Genomic DNA, 19,433 nt, shown 5'->3' with positions numbered 1-19,433 from the left:
CCATGATGTTCCATGATAGAGACACCAACCGACACGAAGGAGAACCTATGAGCTCGGCAGACATCACCGCCATTCGCAACAGTGTGGAGCCGGTGGTCACCACCGAGGGGCTGTTCCTCGAGGAACTGGACCTGGTTCAGCAGGCCGGGCAGCGGACCCTGCGCATCGTGCTGGACCTCCCGGATGGTACGGACGCGCTGAACCTGGACCGGTTGGCCGAGGTGTCCCGGGCCATTTCGGCCGCCCTGGACGAGCACGATCCCGTTCCGGGCCCGCCCTATGAATTGGAAGTATCGACTCCGGGTGCCACCCGAGAGCTGGAGAATCCGCGGCACTGGAAGCGCAACGTGGGACGCCTGGTGCGGATCCGGCCCGCAGAGGGGGAGCGCTACACCGCTCGGCTCCTGGAAGCCCACGACGATCACGCGGTGGTTCAACGGTGGCACCAGCCGAAAAAGGGCATGCCCATCAAGTATCTCGATCCCGAGCGCGTGGAGTACCAGCACGTGCGTGGCGCCCGGGTCGAGGTCGAAATCTGATCGGGCACGGGGGATGTACCATAGCCCGAAGAACAATTAGCCAATACCCACGCTGCAGCGCTCCACACCTCCCATGTGTGGCGCGCTGTTTGGTTCCCGGACGGGTCCCGAATGGGCACGAAGGAAGGCCGGTCACATGGACATTGATATGAGCACCCTGCGTCTGCTCGAACGCGAACGGGACATTCCGGTGGACGTGCTGATCCCCACCATTGAACAAGCCCTGCTGCTCGCCTACCAGAAGTCCCCGGGCGCCGTGAGCGGTGCCCGCGCCGAGGTCGAGCGCCGAACCGGTCACGTGAGCATCTGGGCGGACGAGGTCGACGAGGACGGCAATAAGATCGGCGAGTTCGACGACACCCCCGCGGGCTTCGGCCGCATTGCCGCTGCCACGGCACGGCAGGTGATCCTGCAGAAATTGCGCGACGTCGAGGACGACAATGTGCTGGGCCATTTCAAGGGCCGCGAGGGTGAGCTCGTCTCCGGGCAGATCCAGCAGGGCAAGAACCCCAACATGATCCAGGTGAACCTGGGTACCGTCGAGGCCGTGCTGCCGCCGCACGAGCAGGCTCCGGGCGAGGTCTACAAGCACGGTGCTCGCATCCGCGCATTCGTGGTCGAGGCCAAGCGCGGTCTCAAAGGCCCATCCATCACCCTGTCCCGCTCCCACCCGGATCTGGTGCGTCGCCTGTTCGAGATGGAAGTCCCGGAAATTGCGGACGGCTCCGTGGAGATCGTCGCACTGGCCCGCGAGGCCGGCCACCGTACCAAGATGGCCGTGGTGGCCACTCGGCCCGGAGCCAACGCCAAGGGCGCGTGCATTGGCGAGATGGGTTCGCGTGTGCGGGCGGTCATGAACGAACTGGGGGAGGAGAAGATCGACATCATCGACTTCACCGAGGAACCCGGCGCGTTCATCGCCAACGCGCTGTCCCCGGCCAAGACCACCCGAGTCGAGATCGTGGACGAGCGAACCCGCTCCGCGCGCGCCGTCGTGCCCGACCACCAGTTGTCGCTGGCGATCGGCAAGGAAGGCCAGAACGCGCGTCTGGCCGCGCGATTGACCGGTTGGCGCATCGACATCGTGCCCGAGTCACGGGTGGCGAATCACTGAGAATTCCCGCAATTCGAGGGAATCAACCCCGGCGCGTTAGACTTGTCTACGGTCAGTTCGTGAATTGTGCGTACGCACCGGCACCGCCAGGGGCGGTTGCCGCGTATCCACGTGAACAAGTGCAGGAGCGAGGGTGAGCCAAAACAGCCTTCGAACCTGCGTGGGATGCAAAAAAGTTGTATCCCCTGATCAACTCGTCCGCGTAGCGGTGGAGCACACCCAGCACGGCCCGGAAGCCGTACTGGACGTGCCCCGCCGTATCGGCGGCCGAGGTGCCTGGGTGCATCCCACTCAGGAATGCGTCGGTACAGCAGTGCGGCGCCGCGCGTTCAACCGCGCGTTCCGCACCGCCGTCAATGCCGAGAACCTCGGTCACCACCTCAACGTTTTACTGTCCACACGGTGGAACGGACAGAAGGAAAGCGAGTCAGAAGACCATGGAAAACCGATGAGTGCCAAGCGATGAGTACTTTTTCGTACTCCGCCCACGGCCAGCAGGGTCGCATGTCGAACATCGACGCGCCCCAAGGCCGCATCAACGGAAGATAAAAGGTTCGTGCCTGTGTCGGTGCGGACCGAGACAGGAGAAATGTGGCCAAGCCCCGTGTCCACGAGCTCGCCAAAGAGCTCGGTATCACGTCTAAGGAAGCGATTTCCAAGCTTCAAGAATTAGGGGAATTCGTCCGTGGAGCATCCTCCACGGTGGAGCCCCCGGTAGCCAAGAAACTTCGTACTGCGTTCCCGGCCGGTTCCGGCGACGCCTCGGCGGAGAAGGCTCCCAGGAAGACCCCGAGCGCCAAACCCGCGCAGCAGTCCCAGTCCCAGCCCAAGGCCGAGACCAAGACCGCCGGCGAGCGTCCGGCAGCGGCATCCGGTCCCAAGCCGGGCCAAGCTGCCCCGAAGCCCGCACGGGCCAAGGAGGAGGCGGCCCCGACTGCCGCTCCCAAGGCAGAGTCCACGCCTGCTCCGGCTCCCAAGGCCGAAGCGCCCAAGGCACAGGCTCCCAAGGCGCCCGAGTCCAAGCCGCAATCACCCAGGTCCTCGGCTCCCAAGCCGGGCGGTGCCCGTCCGGGAAACAACCCGTACGCATCACAGCAGGGTATGGGCCGCGGTTCCGAGTCCAACGCTCCCAAGCCCGGCGGAGCCCGTCCGGGTCAGCAGCGTTCCGGTAAACCGGGTGCTCCTCGCCCGGGCAACAACCCCTTCGCTCCCCAGCAGGGCATGCGCACGAGCGGTTCCGGCCAGGGCGGTCCCCGTCCCGGCGGACCTCGCCCGGCCGGCCCCCGTCCGGGTGGACCCCGTCCCCCGCACGGCGCTCAGGGTGCTCAGGGTGGAGCCCGCACCGGCGCCCCGCGTCCGGGCGGCGCCCGCCAGGGCCAGGGACAGGGTGCTCCCCGTCCCGGTGGTCCGCGCCCCTCGCCCAACATGATGCCGGGTCACACCACGGGTGTGGCTCCCATCGGCAGTCGTCCCGGTAACGCCGGTGGCGGCGGACCCCGCCGCGGTGGTGGCGCTCCCGGTGGTCCCGCCGGTGGCGGCGGTTTCCGCGGCCGTGGTGGCCGCGGTGGCACTCAGGGTGCCTTCGGTCGTGGTGGTGGCGGCCGTGGCCGGCAGCGCAAGTCGAAGCGTGCGAAGCGTCAAGAGCTTGAGCAGATGTCAGCACCCGCCGTGGGTGGCGTCTCCGTTCCGCACGGTGATGGCAACACGGTGGTCCGCCTGCGTCGCGGTGCCTCGCTCATGGACTTCGCCGAGAAGATCAACGCCAACCCGGCCTCGCTGGTGACCGTTCTCATTCACCTGGGTGAAATGGCCACTCAGACCCAGTCGCTGGACGAGGAAACGTTCGAGCTGTTGGGTGCCGAGCTGGGCTTCAAGATCCAGGTCGTCTCACCGGAGGACGAGGAGCGCGAGCTGCTCGAATCCTTCGACATCGACCTCGAGGCCGAGGCCGAGGCCGAGGGCGAGGAAGTTCTCGAATCCCGTCCTCCGGTGGTCACCGTGATGGGTCACGTGGACCACGGTAAGACGCGTCTGCTGGACGCCATCCGCAACACCACGGTGATCGAGGGTGAGGCCGGCGGCATTACCCAGCACATCGGTGCGTACCAGATCTCCACCGAGGTGGACGGCCAGGAACGCCTGATCACGTTCATCGACACCCCGGGTCACGAGGCGTTCACCGCCATGCGTGCCCGCGGCGCCAAGGTCACCGACATCGCCGTCCTGGTGGTTGCCGCTGACGACGGCGTGATGCCGCAGACCGTCGAGGCGTTGAACCACGCCCAGGCGGCCGGTGTGCCGATCGTGGTCGCGGTGAACAAGATCGACAAGCCGGAGGCCAACCCGGAGAAGATCCGCGGTCAGCTCACCGAGTACGGATTGATCCCCGAAGAATACGGTGGCGACACCATGTTCGTGGATGTCTCCGCTCGCGCCGGTCTGAACATCGAGGACCTGCTCGACGCGGTCGTCCTGACCGCTGACGGCGCCCTGGAACTGCAGGCCAATCCCGACAAGGAAGCCCGCGGTGTGGCCATTGAGGCCAACCTGGACAGGGGCCGCGGTGCCGTGTGTACCGTGCTGGTCCAGTCCGGCACGCTGAAGGTCGGCGACGCCATCGTGGCCGGCGCGGCTCACGGTCGTGTGCGTGCAATGTTCGACGAGAACGGTCAGCCCGTCGAGACGGCACCGCCGTCGCGTCCGGTGCAGGTGCTGGGTCTGTCCGCAGTACCCCGCGCCGGTGACACCTTCTTGGCCACCCAGGAAGAGCGCACGGCACGTCAGATCTCCGAGAAGCGCCAAGCCGCGGATCGTAACGCGCAGCTGGCCAAGCGCCGCAAGCGCATCACGCTCGAGTCCTTCGACGAGGCCGTGGCCGAGGGCAAGATGGACACCCTCAACCTCATCATCAAGGGTGACGTCTCCGGTGCCGTGGAGGCCCTGGAAGATTCGTTGCTCAAGATCGATGTGGGCGGGGACGAAGTTCAGCTGCGTGTCATTCACCGTGGTGTGGGTGCCATTACGCAGAACGACGTCAACCTGGCCACGGTGGACAACGCGGTCATCATCGGCTTCAACGTCCGTCCGGCCGAACGTGTCACCGATCTCGCGGACCGCGAGGGCGTGGACATGAAGTTCTACTCGGTGATTTACAACGCCATCGACGATGTCGAGAGCGCCCTCAAGGGCATGCTCAAGCCGGAGTACGAGGAGGTGGAGCTCGGTACCGCCGAGATCCGCGAGGTCTTCCGGTCCTCCAAGTGGGGCAACATTGCCGGTGCGTACATCACCAAGGGTGTCGTCAAGCGCAACGCCAAGGCTCGCCTGGTGCGCGACGGCAGCGTGGTCAAGGACAGCCTCACCATTGATTCGCTGCGCCGTTTCAAGGACGATGCCACGGAGGTCCGCGAGGGCTTCGAGTGCGGTATCGGCCTGGGATCGTTCAACGACATCCAAGAGGGCGACATGATCGAGACGTGGGAGATGCGCGAGAAGCCTCGCGCCTGAGCCACGTCACGCTCGGCGGCGGGCATCCCGGTTTCCGGTAGGTGCCCGCCCCACCGGCCCGCCGCCCTGGCGGCGGGCCTGCGGCGTCGTCATGACGGCGGCGCCGCACCCCAGATTTCTGACACGGAACGCACAGCGTTCCCCAGCGAAAGAGAGTCACGATGGTTGACGCCGCACGCGCCGCACGGCTTGCCGACCGCATCAAGGTGATTGTTGCGCAGGCCCTCGAGCGCCGGATCAAGGATCCCCGCCTGGGCTTCGTGACCATCACCGATGCCCGGGTCACCAACGACCTTCAGCACGCCACCCTGTACTACACGGTCTACGGCGACGAGACGCAGCGCGCGGATACCGCCAGGGCACTCGAGTCCGCCAAGGGCGTGCTGCGTTCCGAGGTGGGCAAGAACATCACGGCTCGCCTCACGCCCACGCTCACGTTCGTGGCGGACGAGATTCCCGCCGACGCCGCTCGACTCGAAGAACTCCTGCGCGTCGCGCGCGAAAAGGACGAACAGGTCGCGGCCCAGGCCGTGGGTGCTTCCTACGCTGCCGGCGAGGACGCCTACCGCACGCCCGAGGACAACACGGACGACGACGCCCCCGACTCCGACTCCGCACGGAGCTGACGCGCGTGAGCGAACGTCCGCACGTTCCGAGCCCGGCCCCCTCGCTCCCGAGGACGGCCGGGTTCGTCATCGTCGACAAACCCCTCGGGTGGACCTCGCACGACGTCGTGGCCCGCATGCGGCGGCTGGCCGGTACCCGCAAGGTCGGCCATGCCGGCACCCTGGACCCCGCGGCGTCGGGCGTCCTGGTCCTCGGCGTGGAGAAGGCCACCAAGCTGCTCACCTGGGTCACCGGAACGTCCAAGACGTACGAGGCCGGCATCCGATTGGGTGCGGCCACGGTGACCGACGACGCCGAGGGTGAGATCACCGAGCGAGCGGACGGTTCGGCCCTGGCGGCCGTGACCGACGAGGACATTCATCGCGAAGTCGCCGCGCTGACGGGACCGATCCACCAGGTCCCGTCCGCCGTGAGCGCCATCAAGGTCAACGGCAAGCGGTCCTACGCGCGTGTGCGCAGCGGTGAGGACGTCGTCCTGGCCGCCCGGCCCGTCACGATTCACGAGTTCACGGTGCACGGCATTGACCGGGAGGACACGGGCATCACCGTGACCGCCACGGTCACGTGTTCCTCGGGCACCTACATTCGCGCTCTGGCGCGAGACATGGGACGCGCCCTGGGCGTGGGGGGTCACCTGACAGCTCTGCGGCGCACCCGCGTGGGTTCGTTCACCCTGGACCAGGCCCACACCCTGGAAGAACTGACGCGGTCCGTTGGCGCCGGCGGCACCGTGGACACTCTCGAGATCAATGCAGCCGCGGCCCAGTTGTTCCCCGTGCGCCGCTTGGACGCGGGGGAGGCCACGGATCTGTCCCACGGTCGGCGCATCTCGGCCCATCCCGCGGAGCTGATCGCCGGATGCGACCTTCCCGTGGCGTGTTTCGCCCCGGACGGCACCCTGGTGGCTCTGGCCGAAAACCGTGGTTCCGCTGTCAACCGGTACGCGACCTCCGTGCTCGGTATCACCGCCGGGGCGACCTTCTCACCCGGACGGGAGAAAGACTGATGCTGTGGGGCTATGACGGCTGGTTCTGGGCCTCGGTGGTGCTGGGAACACTGTCCTGTCTGATCTGCTTGGTGCAGGCCCTCCGCGGGCGCGAACCGGACGACTTCTCCCAGGGCTCGGTGCTGATCCTGGAGCTCTTTTTGATCGTGTACATGGTGGGGTCGATCTTCCTTCCCCTGTACGGGTCGGAAGCCTCCGGGAGCGTGCTCGAGTACTGGGGCTATTTGCTCACAGCGCTCTTGATCCCCGCCGGCACGTTCATTTGGTCCCTCGTGGAACGATCACGGTGGTCCACCCTCATCCTGGCCGCGGCGGGGCCCGTGGTGATCGTGATGGTGTACCGGATGAACTTCATTTGGTATTACCAGAACGTCTGAGCAGGACCGCGAGCGGAAACACCACGGAAAGGACAGGATGTCAGTGAGCAAACCGACCGAGCACAACGCGCTGCAGCAACGCTTCGGCCATCGAGTGCGCAAGCAGCGACGGGACGCCAAATCCAGCGGGTTCGGTCGACTCATCATCGTGATCTACGGGGTCTTCTCCTTGTCCGCCGGTGTGCGTTCCGTGTACCAGCTCGGCACGGAGTTCTCCGCGGCGCCGTTCGCGATCATCCTGTCCACCATCTCGGCGGTTATCTACGTGATTGCCACCGTGGCGCTGAGCAGGACGGGTCCGGGGTGGCATCGGGTCGCGTGGATCGCCGTGTGGATCGAGATGATCGGCGTTCTTGCGGTGGGGTTGCTCAGCGTCATGGCCCCCGATCTGTTCCCCAAGGCCAGTGTCTGGTCCCATTTCGGTGCCGGGTACGGATACGTGCCCCTGGTGCTGCCCATGATCGGCCTCATCTGGTTGTGGCGCACCCGACCGAACCATTCGAACGGGTAGGCTCGTTTCGTTCCGCCCGCATACTCGACCCCGAGGAGAACAGTGATCCGCTGGAGATCCCGCGACGACATCACTCCGGGTTTCGGACCGTCCGTTGTGACGATCGGAAACTTCGACGGAGTCCACCGCGGTCACCAACACGTTTTCGACACGTTGTTGGAGGTGGCCGCGGAGCGCAACGCGCATTCCGTGGTGGTCACCTTTGATCCCCACCCTGCTCTCGTGCACCGCCCGGAATCCCACCCGGGGGTGATCATGGGGCTCGAGGACAAACTTGATGCGCTGGAATCCACGCGCATCGATGCCGTTCTGGTGCAACCCTACTCACTCGACTTCGCCCAGCTGACACCCGAAGAGTTCGTGGTGGACTACCTGGTCAAACCGCTCGAGGCCGTTTGCCTGGTGATCGGGGCGGATGTGCGGCTGGGAAGGGACAACACCGGGGACCTGAACGCGATCCGGGCATTGGGGGACAAACACGGCTTTGATGTGCTGGTCGTTGCCGACGTGGTGGGAACGGATCCCTCGACCTCCCTCAGGAACGGCACCCCGGCGGCTGCCGCCACGCAACGCAGATGTTCCTCCACCTGGATCCGCTCGTGCTTGGAAGCCGGCGACATGCGCGGTGCCGCAGGGCTCCTCAGTCGAAACCACCGCATGCGCGGAGAAGTGGTCCACGGGGCGGCTCGCGGGCGCGAACTGGGATACCCCACGGCCAATCTGTCCTCCGAGGCATCGGGGTTCATTCCCGCGGACGGCGTGTACGCCGGCTGGCTCGTCGACGAAAACGGCACGCGATGGCCCACCGCCATTTCCGTGGGCTCCAATCCCACGTTCGAGGGAGTGTCCCGGCAGGTCGAGGCCCATGTGATCGACCGCCCGAAAGAGGACATAGAGGATTTCAATCTCTACGGCCAGGAGGTCGTGGTGGAGTTCGTGGAACGGTTGCGCGGCATGGTGGCCTACCGGGGAATTGACGCACTCGTGGCCCAAATGGACGACGACGTCGAACGGTCCCGCGAGATCCTGGCCAAGGAATCTCGCGAGACCGTCTGAGGAGGGAACCGGGCTCGGTTACAGCTCTTCGTGCTCGTTCGGATCGAATCCGGATCCGCTCAACCCGGTGTGCAGCATCTTCAGGCGCCTCATCTGCTCATCGGTCAGGTCCCAGTCGAAGACATCCAGGTTCTCGGCCATCCGTGTGACGTTCGACGTCTTGGGAATGGGCAGGATGTTGGACTGGATGTGCCACCGCAGAATGACCTGGGCGGGCGTGCGGCCCTGCTTGCGTGCGATGTCCGCGATCCACTCGTGCTGCAGGATGTCGGTCTTGCGACCCAGCGGCGACCACGCCTCGGTCACGATTTTATGTTCGGCGTGGAATTCACGCAGGAGCTCCTGCTGGTACTGCGGGTGCAGTTCCACTTGATTGATCACCGGCATCTCACCGGTCTCCCGCTCAAGTCGCAGCAGGTGCTCCGGCAGGAAATTGGACACTCCGATGGATTTTGCCAACCCCTGATCGCGGAGCTCGATCATGGTCTGCCAGCTCTCCACGTAGCGGTCCACGGAGGGATTGGGCCAGTGGATCAAGTACAGGTCCACGTGATCGGTACCGAGCCGTTCGAGGGATCCCTCGAGGGACCGGCGCACGGAATCGGTGCCGTGGTCACGGCCCGGAAGTTTGGTGGTCAGGAAGATGTCGTCACGGTTGATCTCCGAGGCCTTGATGCCTCGGCCCACACCCAGCTCGTTGCCATAGTTCACGGCCGTGTCCACCAGGCGGTAGCCGCGCCACAAAGCCTCCGGGATCAGCGCCTCTGCCTCGGTGTCGTCCATCGGGTAGGTGCCCAGGCCCAGCTGGGGAATCTTGGTCCCGTCCCGCAGCACGTGGCGCGGGGCATCCGGGACGGCATCCTCAAGTTTCTTGTCGCTCATGCGTTCCTCACTTCACTCAGACGTGCTTTGGCGAATGGTGCTCAGTACCTGGCATACCGCACTCGCGCTGATTTCCGCTACCAGGTCGATCTCCAGGTGGAACTGTTGGCCGGCGGCCGGCCCGCACAGGTCGGAGATGCTGCGAACGGCCAGGAAGGGGTACGTGCGGGTGGCGCACACCTGCGCAAGTGCCACGGTCTCCATGTCGGTGCTCAGCGCTTCGGGAAAGATCTCGCGTGTCGCACCCACGTTCGCCTCGGTCACGAAGGAGCCGCCCGAGACCATGGTGCCCCGCAGCACGCTCTGCTGATCGGTCCCGATCACGTCCTCCGTGGCGTCCATCAGACGTACCGCGGGGGAGTAGCTCTCCGGCATGCCGGGAACCTGGCCCGGGAGATAGCCGAACGCCGTGGCGTCGGCGTCGGCGTAGCGGTAGTCCGTGCCGATCACCAGATCGCCCACATTGACGTCCGACCGCAGCCCACCGGCAGATCCGGCGGAGATCACGGCGGAGGGTTCGAACCGTTCGATCACGGCGGTCATCGCCGCCGCCGCATTGACCAGGCCGATTCCGGTGCGCACGATCATCACCGGGTCACCTTCGAGAATTACCGCGTACACGAGGGCGGGGCCCACGGTGAGTGGTTGCGCAGCTCGCTCCGTGGCGCGAGCCAGGAAAGGTGCAGCCTCCTCGTCCATGGCGACCACCACGGCCGGTGAGCCCACGCAGCGACCGAACAACGCCGCGTCCTCGTTCAACGTCTCCGGGGAGGCGCCTGGGTTCACCGGGTGACCTCATCCCACGCGGCGCGTTCGTCCAAGAATTCCCGCACGGCGGACTTGGCGGCCTCCAGGCTGTGGTTGGCGCCCCAGCCGCACTGGACCTCGTTGGCCGCGGGGACCTCGTCAGCGTTCAGGATGTCCTGGAACGTGGCCTCCAACAGATTCTTGAACTCGGTGTCCTCCACGCCCAGCATGAGGGCGTAGAAACCGGTCTGGCAGCCCATGGGAGAGAAGTCGATGAGCGCCTCGGTGTGGTTGCGCATGTGCTCCGCGGTGAGGTGCTCGATCGAGTGGACCGCGGGCATCTCCAAATGCGAATCGTTGGGCTGGGTGAAACGGACGTCGTACTTGATGAGAGTGTCCCCGCCGGGCAACTCCTTGCGGTCGGCGACCCGCACGTAGGGGGCGACCACCGAACGGTGATCCAGGTTGAAAGACTCCACATTCATTTTCTTCATGGTGTCCATTGTCCCAGTTGACGGGGACATCCATAACGGTGACCCGCCTAATACGACGTATTGGGTGCCGTCCGTTAGACTGGTCAACGGTCAGACTGCAGTCCGTGGCGGTCAGATCTCGGGGGACACTCCCGAACCCCGGGCGCGAACCCTGCGCACCGGGCGGTCACGGTACTAACTCAAGGAGTTACCCATGGCACTGGATGCCGCTATCAAGCAGGAAATCATCAAGGAGTACGCAACTCACGAGGGCGACACCGGTTCGCCCGAGGTGCAGATCGCCGTACTGTCCCGTCGTATTTCCGACTTGACCGAGCACCTCAAGCAGCACAAGCACGATCACCACACTCGCCGCGGCCTCATGGCCCTGGTGGGTCGCCGTCGTCGCATGCTTGACTACCTGCGTCGCACTGAGATCGCCCGCTACCGTGCGCTCATTGAGCGTCTCGGCCTGCGTAAGTGATGTGAGTCCTCGGTGTTCCCCGTGTTTTCACGCGTGAAAACACGGGGAACCGCCGTAACCGGCGCTGTTCGAGACGAACACCGCCAGGTTCCGCCAGGAACCACCGGCCCACGGGCCGACTGAACAACAGAAAAAAAGTCGTAGCGGATTCGCGCACCATATCGCGGTCCTCGACAGTGGCCTTCGCAATGCACCCGCAGTGCGAGCGCCTCGATCGAAGACCGGTATGTCGCGCTTTTCGCCACAGAAGAAACGGAGGTGACCCTTGGAGGGTCCCGAAATTCAAAGTGCAGAAGCAATCATCGACAACGGTTCGTACGGCAAGCGCGTAGTGCGCTTCGAAACCGGTCGGCTGGCCAAGCAGGCCGCCGGAGCCGCCATGGTGTACATCGATGAAGAAACGTCAATGCTGTCGGCCACCGCAGTGGGTAAGAATCCGCGCGAAGGCTTCGACTTCTTCCCGCTCACCGTTGACGTGGAAGAACGCATGTACGCAGCCGGTCGCATCCCGGGTTCGTTCTTCCGCCGGGAGGGCCGTCCGTCCACGGATGCCATCTTGACCTGCCGCCTGATCGACCGTCCGTTGCGACCCGCGTTCGGCAAGGGCATCCGCAACGAGGTCCAGGTTGTCGTGACCGTGCTGTCCATTGCACCGGACGAGATTTACAACACCGTGGCCATCAACGCCGCGTCCATGTCCACCTCGCTGTCCGGCATGCCCTTCCAGGGCCCGGTGGGCGGTGTGCGCATGGCGCTCATGGCTGAGGAGAACGGCAAGCATCAGTGGATTGCCTTCCCCAAGTACTCCCAGCTCGAGAACGCCGTGTTCGACATGGCAGTGGCAGGGCGTGTGGTCACCGCCGCTGACGGTTCCGAGGACGTCGCGATCATGATGGTCGAGGCCGAGGCCACCGACAACTCGTGGGAGCTCGTCAAGGGTCAGGGCGCCGTGGCCCCGACCGAAGAACTCGTCTCCGAAGGCATCGAGGCGTCCAAGGCCTACATCAAGGCCCTGTGCGAGGCTCAGGCCGACCTCGTCGCCCGCTCGGGCAAGCCCGCCATGGAACTGCCCCGTTTCGGTGGTTTCGAGGAGGACGTCACCCAGGCCGTCCAGGACTTCGTGGGTGAGCGTCTGAGCGAGGTGTATTCCATTGCCGGTAAGCAGGAGCGCGAGTCCGCCACTGACGAGCTGCACCAGAGTGTTCTGGCCGAGCTCACCGGTGAGGGTAAGCCCTTCGCCGACCGCAAGGACGAGATCAACGGCGCGTACCAGGCGCTCACCAAGCAGACCGTGCGCCAGCGCATCCTCAAGGACCAGGTCCGCATCGACGGACGTGGCCTCACGGACATCCGCGAGCTGACCGCCGAGGTGGAGGTGCTGCCCCGCGTGCATGGTTCGGCGATCTTCGAGCGCGGCGAAACCCAGATCATGGGCGTCACCACGTTGAACATGCTCAAGCTGGAGCAGCAAATCGATTCGCTGTCCCCGGTCAAGCACAAGCGCTACATCCACCACTACAACTTCCCGCCGTACTCCACCGGTGAGACCGGCCGCGTGGGTTCGCCCAAGCGCCGCGAAATCGGTCACGGTGCGTTGGCAGAGCGTGCCATCACGCCCGTGCTGCCCTCGCGCGAGGAGTTCCCCTACGCGATCCGTCAGGTCTCCGAGGCGTTGGGCTCCAACGGCTCGACCTCGATGGGCTCGGTGTGCGCCGCGACCCTGTCGCTGCTCAATGCCGGGGTGCCCCTGCGCGCCCCCGTGGCCGGTATCGCCATGGGTCTGGTCTCCGACACCGTGGACGGCGAGACCCGTTACGCGGCCCTGACCGACATCCTCGGTGCCGAGGACGCCCTGGGTGACATGGACTTCAAGGTCGCCGGTACGTCCGAGTTCGTGACCGCGATCCAACTGGACACCAAGCTCGACGGCATCCCCGCGTCCGTGTTGACGGCGGCCCTGAGCCAGGCCCGCGAAGCACGCCTGTACATCCTCAACGTGCTGACGTCGGCGATCGACGCCCCGGACGAGATGAGCGCATTCGCTCCGCGCGTGATCAGCGTGAACGTTCCCGTCTCCAAGATCGGTGAGGTCATCGGCCCCAAGGGCAAGATGATCAACCAGATCCAGGAAGACACCGGAACCGACATCTCCATCGAGGACGACGGCACCGTGTACATCGGTGCCACCGACGGCCCCTCCGCGGAAGCTGCGCGTTCGGCGATCAACGCGATCGCCAACCCGCAGGTTCCCGAGGTGGGCGAACGCTACCTGGGCACCGTGGTCAAGACCACCACCTTCGGTGCGTTCGTCTCCCTCACCCCGGGCAAGGACGGCCTGCTGCACATCTCCGAGATGCGCAAGCTCAACGACAACAAGCGCGTCAACGAAGTGGACGACGTCGTGAGCGTGGGCCAGAAGGTCCAGGTGGAGATCACCAAGGTCGACGACCGCGGAAAGCTCTCGCTCGCTCCGGTCGTGGCCGATGAGGACAAGGCCGAAGAGCTCGAGTCCGACCCCATCAGCGAGAGCTGATCGAGGGGCTACTCGACGTTCATGACGGTAGTTCACCTTCCGCTGGAGGCGGGCGATCCCGGGGAGAGCATCTCCACCGCGGACGCCCGCCTTCGGGCGTACTCTCCTTCCGTGCCGGCCAGCACCGGCTTCACCCACGTGGTCCACGACGACGCCGACGGCGCCGTGATCACCCGCAGCGTGCTGCCGTGCGGGGCCCGTGTGCTCACCGAGAAAATGCCCGGGCAACGCTCGGCATCCGTGGGATTCTGGGTCAGCCTGGGTTCACGTGACGAGGCCCCCGGGATGCTCGGTTCCACACACTTTTTGGAACACTTGCTGTTCAAGGGCACGGCGCGGCGTACATCGTTGGACATCGCCGAGGCCTTCGACGCCGTGGGCGGTGAGTCCAACGCCTTCACCGCCAAGGAGAACACGTGCTATCACGCGCGGGTGCTCTCCAACGACCTACCCATGGCCATTGACGTGTTGGCCGACATGTTCTCCAGCGCGGTCCTGGATCCGGACGAGTTCGACCGCGAGCGCGGTGTGATCCTGGAAGAAATCGCAATGGACCGTGACGACCCCACGGACTTCGCCTTCGAGCAGTTCACCGCCGCTGTGCTGGACGGGTCGCCCCTGGCCCGTCCGATTGCGGGCACACCGGAAGAGATTCGTTCCGTGGCCCGGGACGCCGTGTGGGAGCACTACCGCGCGGTCTACCGCCCCGAGAACCTGGTGGTCACCGCCGCCGGCGGGCTGGAGCACGAACGGGTCGTGGACATGGTCCGCGAGTCCCTGACACGTGCGGGGTGGGACCCCGACGCACCGGGAACCGTGGGGGCACGGCGATCCAACGATTCCGCCGTGTTGACCCCGCGTACCGGAACCCAGGTGTTCCACCGCCCCGTCGAGCAGGCCCACGTGGTGCTGGGCGGTCCCGCCCTGCGGGTCGGGGATGACCGGCGCTTCACCATGACCGTGCTCAACGCGGCGCTGGGGGGAGGCATGTCCTCCCGGTTGTTCCACACCATTCGTGAACGGAAGGGGTTGGCGTATTCCACCTTCTCCTTCTCCGGTGCGTATTCGGATGCCGGGTACTTCGGCATGTACGCGGGGTGCGCCATGGACCGTGTGGACCAGGTGGCTCAGCTGATGCGCGACGAGTTGGATCGGTTGGCCCATGACGGCATGGGGGCCAAGGAATTGTCCAAGATCGAGGGGCAACTCAGCGGTGCCACCGTGTTGGCCCTGGAGGACACGGGGTCCCGCATGTCCCGCTTGGGATCCGCCGAACTGAAAACCGGTGTGTACATGGACGTCGACGAGGCCCTGGACCGCATCCGGGCCGTGACCTCGCAGGATGTGCAGACGCTGGCGGCGGAGCTTTCGGCCGCCTCATCCGTGCAAACGGTGGTGGGCCCGCAGACGGTGTCCGAGGCACTGCCGATCCAGAACTAAGGAGTGGTTGAGATGACTGATTCGAACAACGTCACCAAAGTGGCCGTACTGGGCCACCGCGGGCGCATGGGGTCGGAGGCCGTAGCGGCGGTGGAGCGCGCCCCGGGGTTGGAGCTGGTGGCCGCCCTGGGTCGCGGCGACGACCTGCAGAACATCGTCGACGCGGGTGCGCAGGTCATGATCGACCTCACCGTTCCCGAGTCCACCCGCGAGAACGTGCGCTTCGCAATCGACAACGGGATCCACTCGGTCGTGGGTACCACCGGGTGGGATGACCGGGCGCTGGCGGAGCTGGAGTCCCAGCTGGCACAGCACCCCGACGTGGGGGTGCTGATTGCCCCCAATTTCGCCGTGGGAGCGGTGCTGGCCATGAAATTCTCGGAGGCCGCCGCCGCATTCTTCGAATCCGCGGAGGTCGTGGAACTGCACCACCCGGACAAATTGGACGCGCCCTCGGGAACGGCCGCCCGCACGGCGTCGTTGATCGGTAAGGCCCGTCGCGAGGCCGGCGTAGCCGACTCGCCGGACGCGACCCGGACCGACCCCGACGGTGCTCGCGGCGCCGTGGTGGACGGCGTGCACGTGCATTCCGTGCGGCTGCGCGGGCTGGTGGCCCATCAGGAAACGCTGCTGGGCAACACGGGGGAGCAGCTCACCATCCGCCACGATTCCTTCGACCGGATTTCCTTCATGACGGGCGTGGTGCTGGGCGTGCGTGAGATCCACCGTCACCCCGGTCTGACCCACGGTTTGGACGGCTACATGGATTTGAGTCTGTGAGGGGCCCCGAACCCAGTTCACTGCGCTGGTGGGTGGCGGCGGTCATCGTTCTGGCGCTGCTCACCGTGGTGATCCTGCCCATTTCCTTGGGTTCCAAGGTGTGGATCATGGCCATGTTGGCCTTCGCCGCGGTTTTCACCGTGCTGGAGATCGGCTCCAAGGGACGCATCCTGGCGGCCCTGATGATTGCCCTGCTCGCCCTGTACCTGGGGCTGTCGTTCCAGCGCGCGGTGCTGCTGCTCAGCTCGCAGGGTTGGATCGTGAAGGGCTTCGGGATCGCCATGCTGATCATCCCGGCGGTGGGCACCTGGGCCATGGTGCGAGAAATCAGTTTCGGTGCCCGCACCGAAAAACTCGGACGAACCCTCGCCGCGGAAGGCGGGCTGCCCCAGGACGAGCTGCCCAAGACACCGTCGGGGCGGTACGTGCGCAAAGCCGCCGACGAACATTTTCACACGGTGCGCGAAGAGGTCGAGGCGGATCCCGCGGATTGGCGCGGGTGGTATCGATTGAGTCTTGCGTATTCGGCAAGTTCGGACGGGCGCCGCGCCCGCGGTGCCATGCGCACCGCCATCAAGTTGTACCGCGGTGCCGATCCGGGGACAGCATTGGCGCGGTGAGCACGGTAACCTTGGGCTTATGACCGATCGCAGCGTAGCCACTCAGCCCGACCGACCCGCTCCCATGTTCGGAACTCTGCTCACCGCCATGGTGACCGCGTTCAAGGACGATGGGTCCGTGGACCTAGAGACCACGGGTCACCTCGCGGAGGAACTGGTCAATGATGGTTGTGACGGGCTGGTGGTGTGCGGCACCACCGGCGAGTACTCCACCATGACCGACGAGGAGAACCTCACGGTGTTCCGGGCCGTTAAGGACGCAGTGGGCGGGCGCGTGCCCCTGCTGGCCGGTACCGGCTCCAACGACACCGAGCATTCTCGGTACTTGTCCCTCGAGGCGCAGAAGATCGGCATGGACGGCCTGTTGATCGTCACGCCGTACTACAGCAAGCCCACCCAGGCCGGTGTGGAAGCGCACTTCCGTTCGCTGGCCGACTCCGTGGACACGCCCATTATGATGTATGACATTCCGGGCCGGTCGGGCATTCCCATTGCCCCGGAAACCCTGATTTCATTGGCCTCCCACGAGAACCTCGTGGCCGTCAAGGACGCCAAGGCGGACCTCAACGCGGCCGCCCACGTCATGGCCGAAACCGATCTCCTGTACTACTCCGGTGACGACGGCTTGACCTTGCCGTGGATCGCGTTGGGCGCGGCCGGTCTCGTGGGTGTCACCACCCACGTGGACACCCACCGGTTCCGCACGCTCATCGACGCCGCACTGGCCGGTGACTACGCCACCGCGCGCCGGGTCAACAACGAGCTGATCCCGGTGATTCGCGCCACCATGTCCCGCGTACCCGGTGCCGTGGCCGCCAAGACGATTCTGAATTGGCAGGGGCGCCTGCCGAACAACACCGTGCGCTTGCCGCACGTTGCGCCCACCCAAGCCGAAATCGAACAGATCCGTGCGGACCTGAGCTCGTCGGTTCTGGCGGATACTTTGAACAAATAAGACGAAAGGGGTCTCATGACCCGTTGGACCACCACAGATCTCTCCGATCCCCCCGCGTTGAGCGCAGACACCATGCGTGTCGTGCCGCTGGGTGGTCTGGGCGAGGTCGGTCGGAACATGACCGTGTTCGAAATCAACGGGCAGCTGCTCGTGGTCGATTGCGGTGTGCTGTTCCCCGAAGAAACCCAACCCGGCGTGGACCTGATCCTGCCGGACATCAATTACATCAAGGACCGTCTCGACGACATTGTCGCGGTTGTGCTGACCCACGGTCACGAGGATCACATCGGTGCGGTTCCCTACCTGCTCAAGCGACGCCCCGACATTCCCATTGTGGGTTCCCAGCTGACCCTCGCGTTGATCGAGGCCAAGCTCAAGGAACACCGGATCAAGCCCTTCACCCTTGCCGTGCGCGAGGGCCAGGTAGAGCGGCTCGGTGAGTTCGAATGCGAATTCGTGGCCGTCAACCACTCCATCCCGGACGCCCTGGCCGTGTTCCTGCGCACCAAGGCCGGCACGGTGCTGCACACCGGTGACTTCAAGATGGACCAGTTGCCCATGGACGGTCGCATCACCGACCTCCGTCACTTCGCCCGCTTGGGCGAGGAGGGCGTGGACCTGTTCCTGACCGACTCGACCAACGCCGAGGTGCCAGGCTTCGTGCCGACCGAGAAGGCCATTGGTCCCGTGCTCGCGGACGTGATCGCCAAGGCACGCCAGCGCGTGATCGTGGCGTCCTTCTCCTCTCACGTGCACCGCGTGCAGCAGGTCCTCGACGCCGCCGTGGCCAGCGGTCGCAAGGTCGCCCTGATGGGGCGCTCGATGATCCGCAACATGGAGATCGCCGACAAGCTCGGTTACCTGGACGTTCCGCCCAATGTGCTGATCGACCAGAAGAAGGCCGCGGACTACCCGGACGACAAGCTCGTGATCATGTGCACCGGTTCCCAGGGTGAACCCATGGCCGCACTGTCCCGGATGGCCAACGGCGACCACAAGGTCCAGGTGAATGCGGGCGACACCGTGATTCTGGCGTCGTCGTTGATCCCCGGCAATGAGAACTCCGTGTTCCGCGTGATCAACGGCCTGATGCGCTTGGGTGCCGATGTGGTGCACAAGGGCAACGCCAAGGTGCACGTGTCCGGTCACGCGGCGGCCGGCGAACTGCTGTACTGCTACAACATCGTGGAGCCCGAATACGTCATGCCGGTCCACGGCGAGGTTCGCCACCTGATCGCCAACGGTGCGCTCGCTCAAGAGACCGGTGTCCCCGGTGACCACGTGTTGCTCGCCGAGAACGGCACCGTGGTGGACATGCACGGCGGCACATCCCGGATCACCGGTCAGGTCGAATGCGGTTTCATTTACGTGGACGGCTCGTCCGTGGGTGAAATCACGGACGCGGACCTCAAGGACCGGATGACCCTGGGTGAGGAGGGCTTCATCTCCGTGGTCACCGTGGTCAACCGCGATACCGGCAAGATCGTGTCCGGTCCGGACATCCACGCGCGCGGCGTGGCCGAAGAAGACACCGTCTTCAACGAGATCCGGCCCAAGATCGTTGCCGCGCTCGAGGACGCCATGGGTGAGGCGGGTAAGAACCACACCCCTCACCAGCTGCAGCAGGTCGTACGCCGCACCATCGGCTCGTGGGTTTCGCGCAAGTTGCGCCGTAAGCCCATGATCGTGCCCGTGGTGGTCGAGGCTTAACAGACCGGCAACCACAGTACACAGCCCGCCCCGACCCGTCGTCGGGGCGGGCTTTGCACTGGGCGGGTATTC

General features: G+C 65.3%; 19 protein-coding genes. 16 read left to right on the top strand and 3 right to left on the bottom strand.

The features are described 5' to 3' along the window. Window positions 1-47: 47 nt before the first annotated feature. The 9 genes from rimP (at window position 48) to Q4E95_RS00585 (ending at window position 8,737) form a co-directional block, all read left to right on the top strand. Complete coding sequence (rimP, locus tag Q4E95_RS00625) at window positions 48-539, top strand: ribosome maturation factor RimP (protein WP_303381487.1); 492 nt, start codon at window positions 48-50, stop codon at window positions 537-539. A gap of 136 nt (window positions 540-675) precedes the next feature. After that, on the top strand, window positions 676-1,653 hold the full coding sequence (gene nusA, locus Q4E95_RS00620; RefSeq protein WP_303381486.1) for a transcription termination factor NusA: 978 nt from the start codon (window positions 676-678) through the stop codon (window positions 1,651-1,653). A gap of 133 nt (window positions 1,654-1,786) precedes the next feature. Further along, a complete protein-coding gene (locus Q4E95_RS00615) occupies window positions 1,787-2,119 on the top strand; it encodes a YlxR family protein (RefSeq protein WP_303381485.1) in 333 nt (110 codons plus the stop codon). 125 nt (window positions 2,120-2,244) lie between these two features. Beyond that, entirely contained in the window at window positions 2,245-5,160 is a 2,916-nt protein-coding gene (infB, locus tag Q4E95_RS00610; RefSeq protein ID WP_303381484.1) for a translation initiation factor IF-2, read from the top strand. Between the two features lie 161 nt (window positions 5,161-5,321). After that, a complete protein-coding gene (gene rbfA / locus Q4E95_RS00605; RefSeq protein ID WP_303381483.1) occupies window positions 5,322-5,786 on the top strand; it encodes a 30S ribosome-binding factor RbfA in 465 nt (154 codons plus the stop codon). Window positions 5,787-5,791: 5 nt separating this feature from the next. Next, complete coding sequence (truB, locus tag Q4E95_RS00600) at window positions 5,792-6,793, top strand: tRNA pseudouridine(55) synthase TruB (protein ID WP_303381482.1); 1,002 nt, start codon at window positions 5,792-5,794, stop codon at window positions 6,791-6,793. Next, complete coding sequence (locus Q4E95_RS00595) at window positions 6,793-7,170, top strand: hypothetical protein (RefSeq protein ID WP_303381481.1); 378 nt, start codon at window positions 6,793-6,795, stop codon at window positions 7,168-7,170. Before truB ends, Q4E95_RS00595 begins: the two co-directional genes overlap by 1 nt. A 37-nt stretch (window positions 7,171-7,207) precedes the next feature. Then, a complete protein-coding gene (locus Q4E95_RS00590; RefSeq protein WP_303381480.1) occupies window positions 7,208-7,681 on the top strand; it encodes a hypothetical protein in 474 nt (157 codons plus the stop codon). Window positions 7,682-7,723: 42 nt separating this feature from the next. Further along, entirely contained in the window at window positions 7,724-8,737 is a 1,014-nt protein-coding gene (locus Q4E95_RS00585; RefSeq protein WP_303381479.1) for a bifunctional riboflavin kinase/FAD synthetase, read from the top strand. A gap of 18 nt (window positions 8,738-8,755) precedes the next feature. Here Q4E95_RS00585 and Q4E95_RS00580 read toward each other — a convergent pair whose 3' ends face one another. From Q4E95_RS00580 to Q4E95_RS00570, 3 genes are read right to left on the bottom strand one after another with little or no spacing between them, the layout of a single operon-like run. After that, the gene (locus Q4E95_RS00580) at window positions 8,756-9,619 is read right to left on the bottom strand and encodes an aldo/keto reductase (RefSeq protein WP_303381478.1); all 864 of its coding nucleotides are present in this window, start codon (window positions 9,617-9,619) and stop codon (window positions 8,756-8,758) included. A gap of 12 nt (window positions 9,620-9,631) precedes the next feature. After that, the gene (mtnN, locus tag Q4E95_RS00575; RefSeq protein WP_303381477.1) at window positions 9,632-10,405 is read right to left on the bottom strand and encodes a 5'-methylthioadenosine/S-adenosylhomocysteine nucleosidase; all 774 of its coding nucleotides are present in this window, start codon (window positions 10,403-10,405) and stop codon (window positions 9,632-9,634) included. Continuing rightward, window positions 10,402-10,860 (bottom strand): S-ribosylhomocysteine lyase, encoded by a 459-nt coding sequence (locus Q4E95_RS00570; RefSeq protein ID WP_303381476.1) that lies wholly within the window; start codon window positions 10,858-10,860, stop codon window positions 10,402-10,404. Before Q4E95_RS00570 ends, mtnN begins: the two co-directional genes overlap by 4 nt. A 193-nt stretch (window positions 10,861-11,053) precedes the next feature. On the opposite strand from Q4E95_RS00570, the gene rpsO reads away from it, so the two are divergent. From rpsO to Q4E95_RS00535, 7 genes are all read left to right on the top strand, one after another. Further along, window positions 11,054-11,323, top strand: coding sequence for a 30S ribosomal protein S15 (gene rpsO / locus Q4E95_RS00565; protein WP_303381475.1), 270 nt, complete (start codon window positions 11,054-11,056; stop codon window positions 11,321-11,323). A 265-nt stretch (window positions 11,324-11,588) separates the two neighbouring features. After that, window positions 11,589-13,856 (top strand): polyribonucleotide nucleotidyltransferase, encoded by a 2,268-nt coding sequence (locus Q4E95_RS00560; RefSeq protein WP_303381474.1) that lies wholly within the window; start codon window positions 11,589-11,591, stop codon window positions 13,854-13,856. 21 nt (window positions 13,857-13,877) lie between these two features. Further along, on the top strand, window positions 13,878-15,296 hold the full coding sequence (locus Q4E95_RS00555; RefSeq protein WP_303381473.1) for a pitrilysin family protein: 1,419 nt from the start codon (window positions 13,878-13,880) through the stop codon (window positions 15,294-15,296). Between the two features lie 12 nt (window positions 15,297-15,308). Beyond that, window positions 15,309-16,076 (top strand): 4-hydroxy-tetrahydrodipicolinate reductase, encoded by a 768-nt coding sequence (gene dapB / locus Q4E95_RS00550; RefSeq protein WP_303381472.1) that lies wholly within the window; start codon window positions 15,309-15,311, stop codon window positions 16,074-16,076. Further along, a complete protein-coding gene (locus Q4E95_RS00545; RefSeq protein ID WP_303381471.1) occupies window positions 16,073-16,696 on the top strand; it encodes a hypothetical protein in 624 nt (207 codons plus the stop codon). The genes dapB and Q4E95_RS00545 overlap by 4 nt, the downstream gene beginning before the upstream one ends. Window positions 16,697-16,715: 19 nt before the next feature. Beyond that, window positions 16,716-17,651 (top strand): 4-hydroxy-tetrahydrodipicolinate synthase, encoded by a 936-nt coding sequence (dapA, locus tag Q4E95_RS00540; protein ID WP_303381470.1) that lies wholly within the window; start codon window positions 16,716-16,718, stop codon window positions 17,649-17,651. A gap of 15 nt (window positions 17,652-17,666) precedes the next feature. Then, window positions 17,667-19,361 carry a ribonuclease J gene (locus Q4E95_RS00535; protein ID WP_303381469.1) on the top strand — a complete coding sequence of 565 codons (1,695 nt, stop codon included), beginning with the start codon at window positions 17,667-17,669 and terminating at the stop codon, window positions 19,359-19,361. Window positions 19,362-19,433: the final 72 nt, after the last annotated feature.

It is taken from the genome of Kocuria sp. (assembly GCF_030536815.1).
Taxonomy (GTDB): Bacteria; Actinomycetota; Actinomycetes; order Actinomycetales; family Micrococcaceae; genus Kocuria; species Kocuria gwangalliensis.
Note: the sequence above shows the minus strand (reverse complement) of the source record. Positions and strands in the feature narration are given on the sequence as shown.

Excerpts from the sequence above, each read along its gene's own strand:
- Q4E95_RS00580 (WP_303381478.1), bottom strand. The coding sequence starts at position 9,619 with ATGAGCGACAAGAAACTTGAGGATGCCGTCCCGGATGCCCCGCGCCAC.
- dapB (WP_303381472.1), top strand. The coding sequence starts at position 15,309 with ATGACTGATTCGAACAACGTCACCAAAGTGGCCGTACTGGGCCACCGC.
- Q4E95_RS00555 (WP_303381473.1), top strand. The coding sequence starts at position 13,878 with ATGACGGTAGTTCACCTTCCGCTGGAGGCGGGCGATCCCGGGGAGAGC.
- rpsO (WP_303381475.1), top strand. The coding sequence starts at position 11,054 with ATGGCACTGGATGCCGCTATCAAGCAGGAAATCATCAAGGAGTACGCA.
- dapA (WP_303381470.1), top strand. The coding sequence starts at position 16,716 with ATGACCGATCGCAGCGTAGCCACTCAGCCCGACCGACCCGCTCCCATG.
- Q4E95_RS00595 (WP_303381481.1), top strand. The coding sequence starts at position 6,793 with ATGCTGTGGGGCTATGACGGCTGGTTCTGGGCCTCGGTGGTGCTGGGA.
- rbfA (WP_303381483.1), top strand. The coding sequence starts at position 5,322 with ATGGTTGACGCCGCACGCGCCGCACGGCTTGCCGACCGCATCAAGGTG.
- nusA (WP_303381486.1), top strand. The coding sequence starts at position 676 with ATGGACATTGATATGAGCACCCTGCGTCTGCTCGAACGCGAACGGGAC.
- Q4E95_RS00590 (WP_303381480.1), top strand. The coding sequence starts at position 7,208 with ATGTCAGTGAGCAAACCGACCGAGCACAACGCGCTGCAGCAACGCTTC.
- Q4E95_RS00570 (WP_303381476.1), bottom strand. The coding sequence starts at position 10,860 with ATGAAGAAAATGAATGTGGAGTCTTTCAACCTGGATCACCGTTCGGTG.
- rimP (WP_303381487.1), top strand. The coding sequence starts at position 48 with ATGAGCTCGGCAGACATCACCGCCATTCGCAACAGTGTGGAGCCGGTG.
- Q4E95_RS00535 (WP_303381469.1), top strand. The coding sequence starts at position 17,667 with ATGACCCGTTGGACCACCACAGATCTCTCCGATCCCCCCGCGTTGAGC.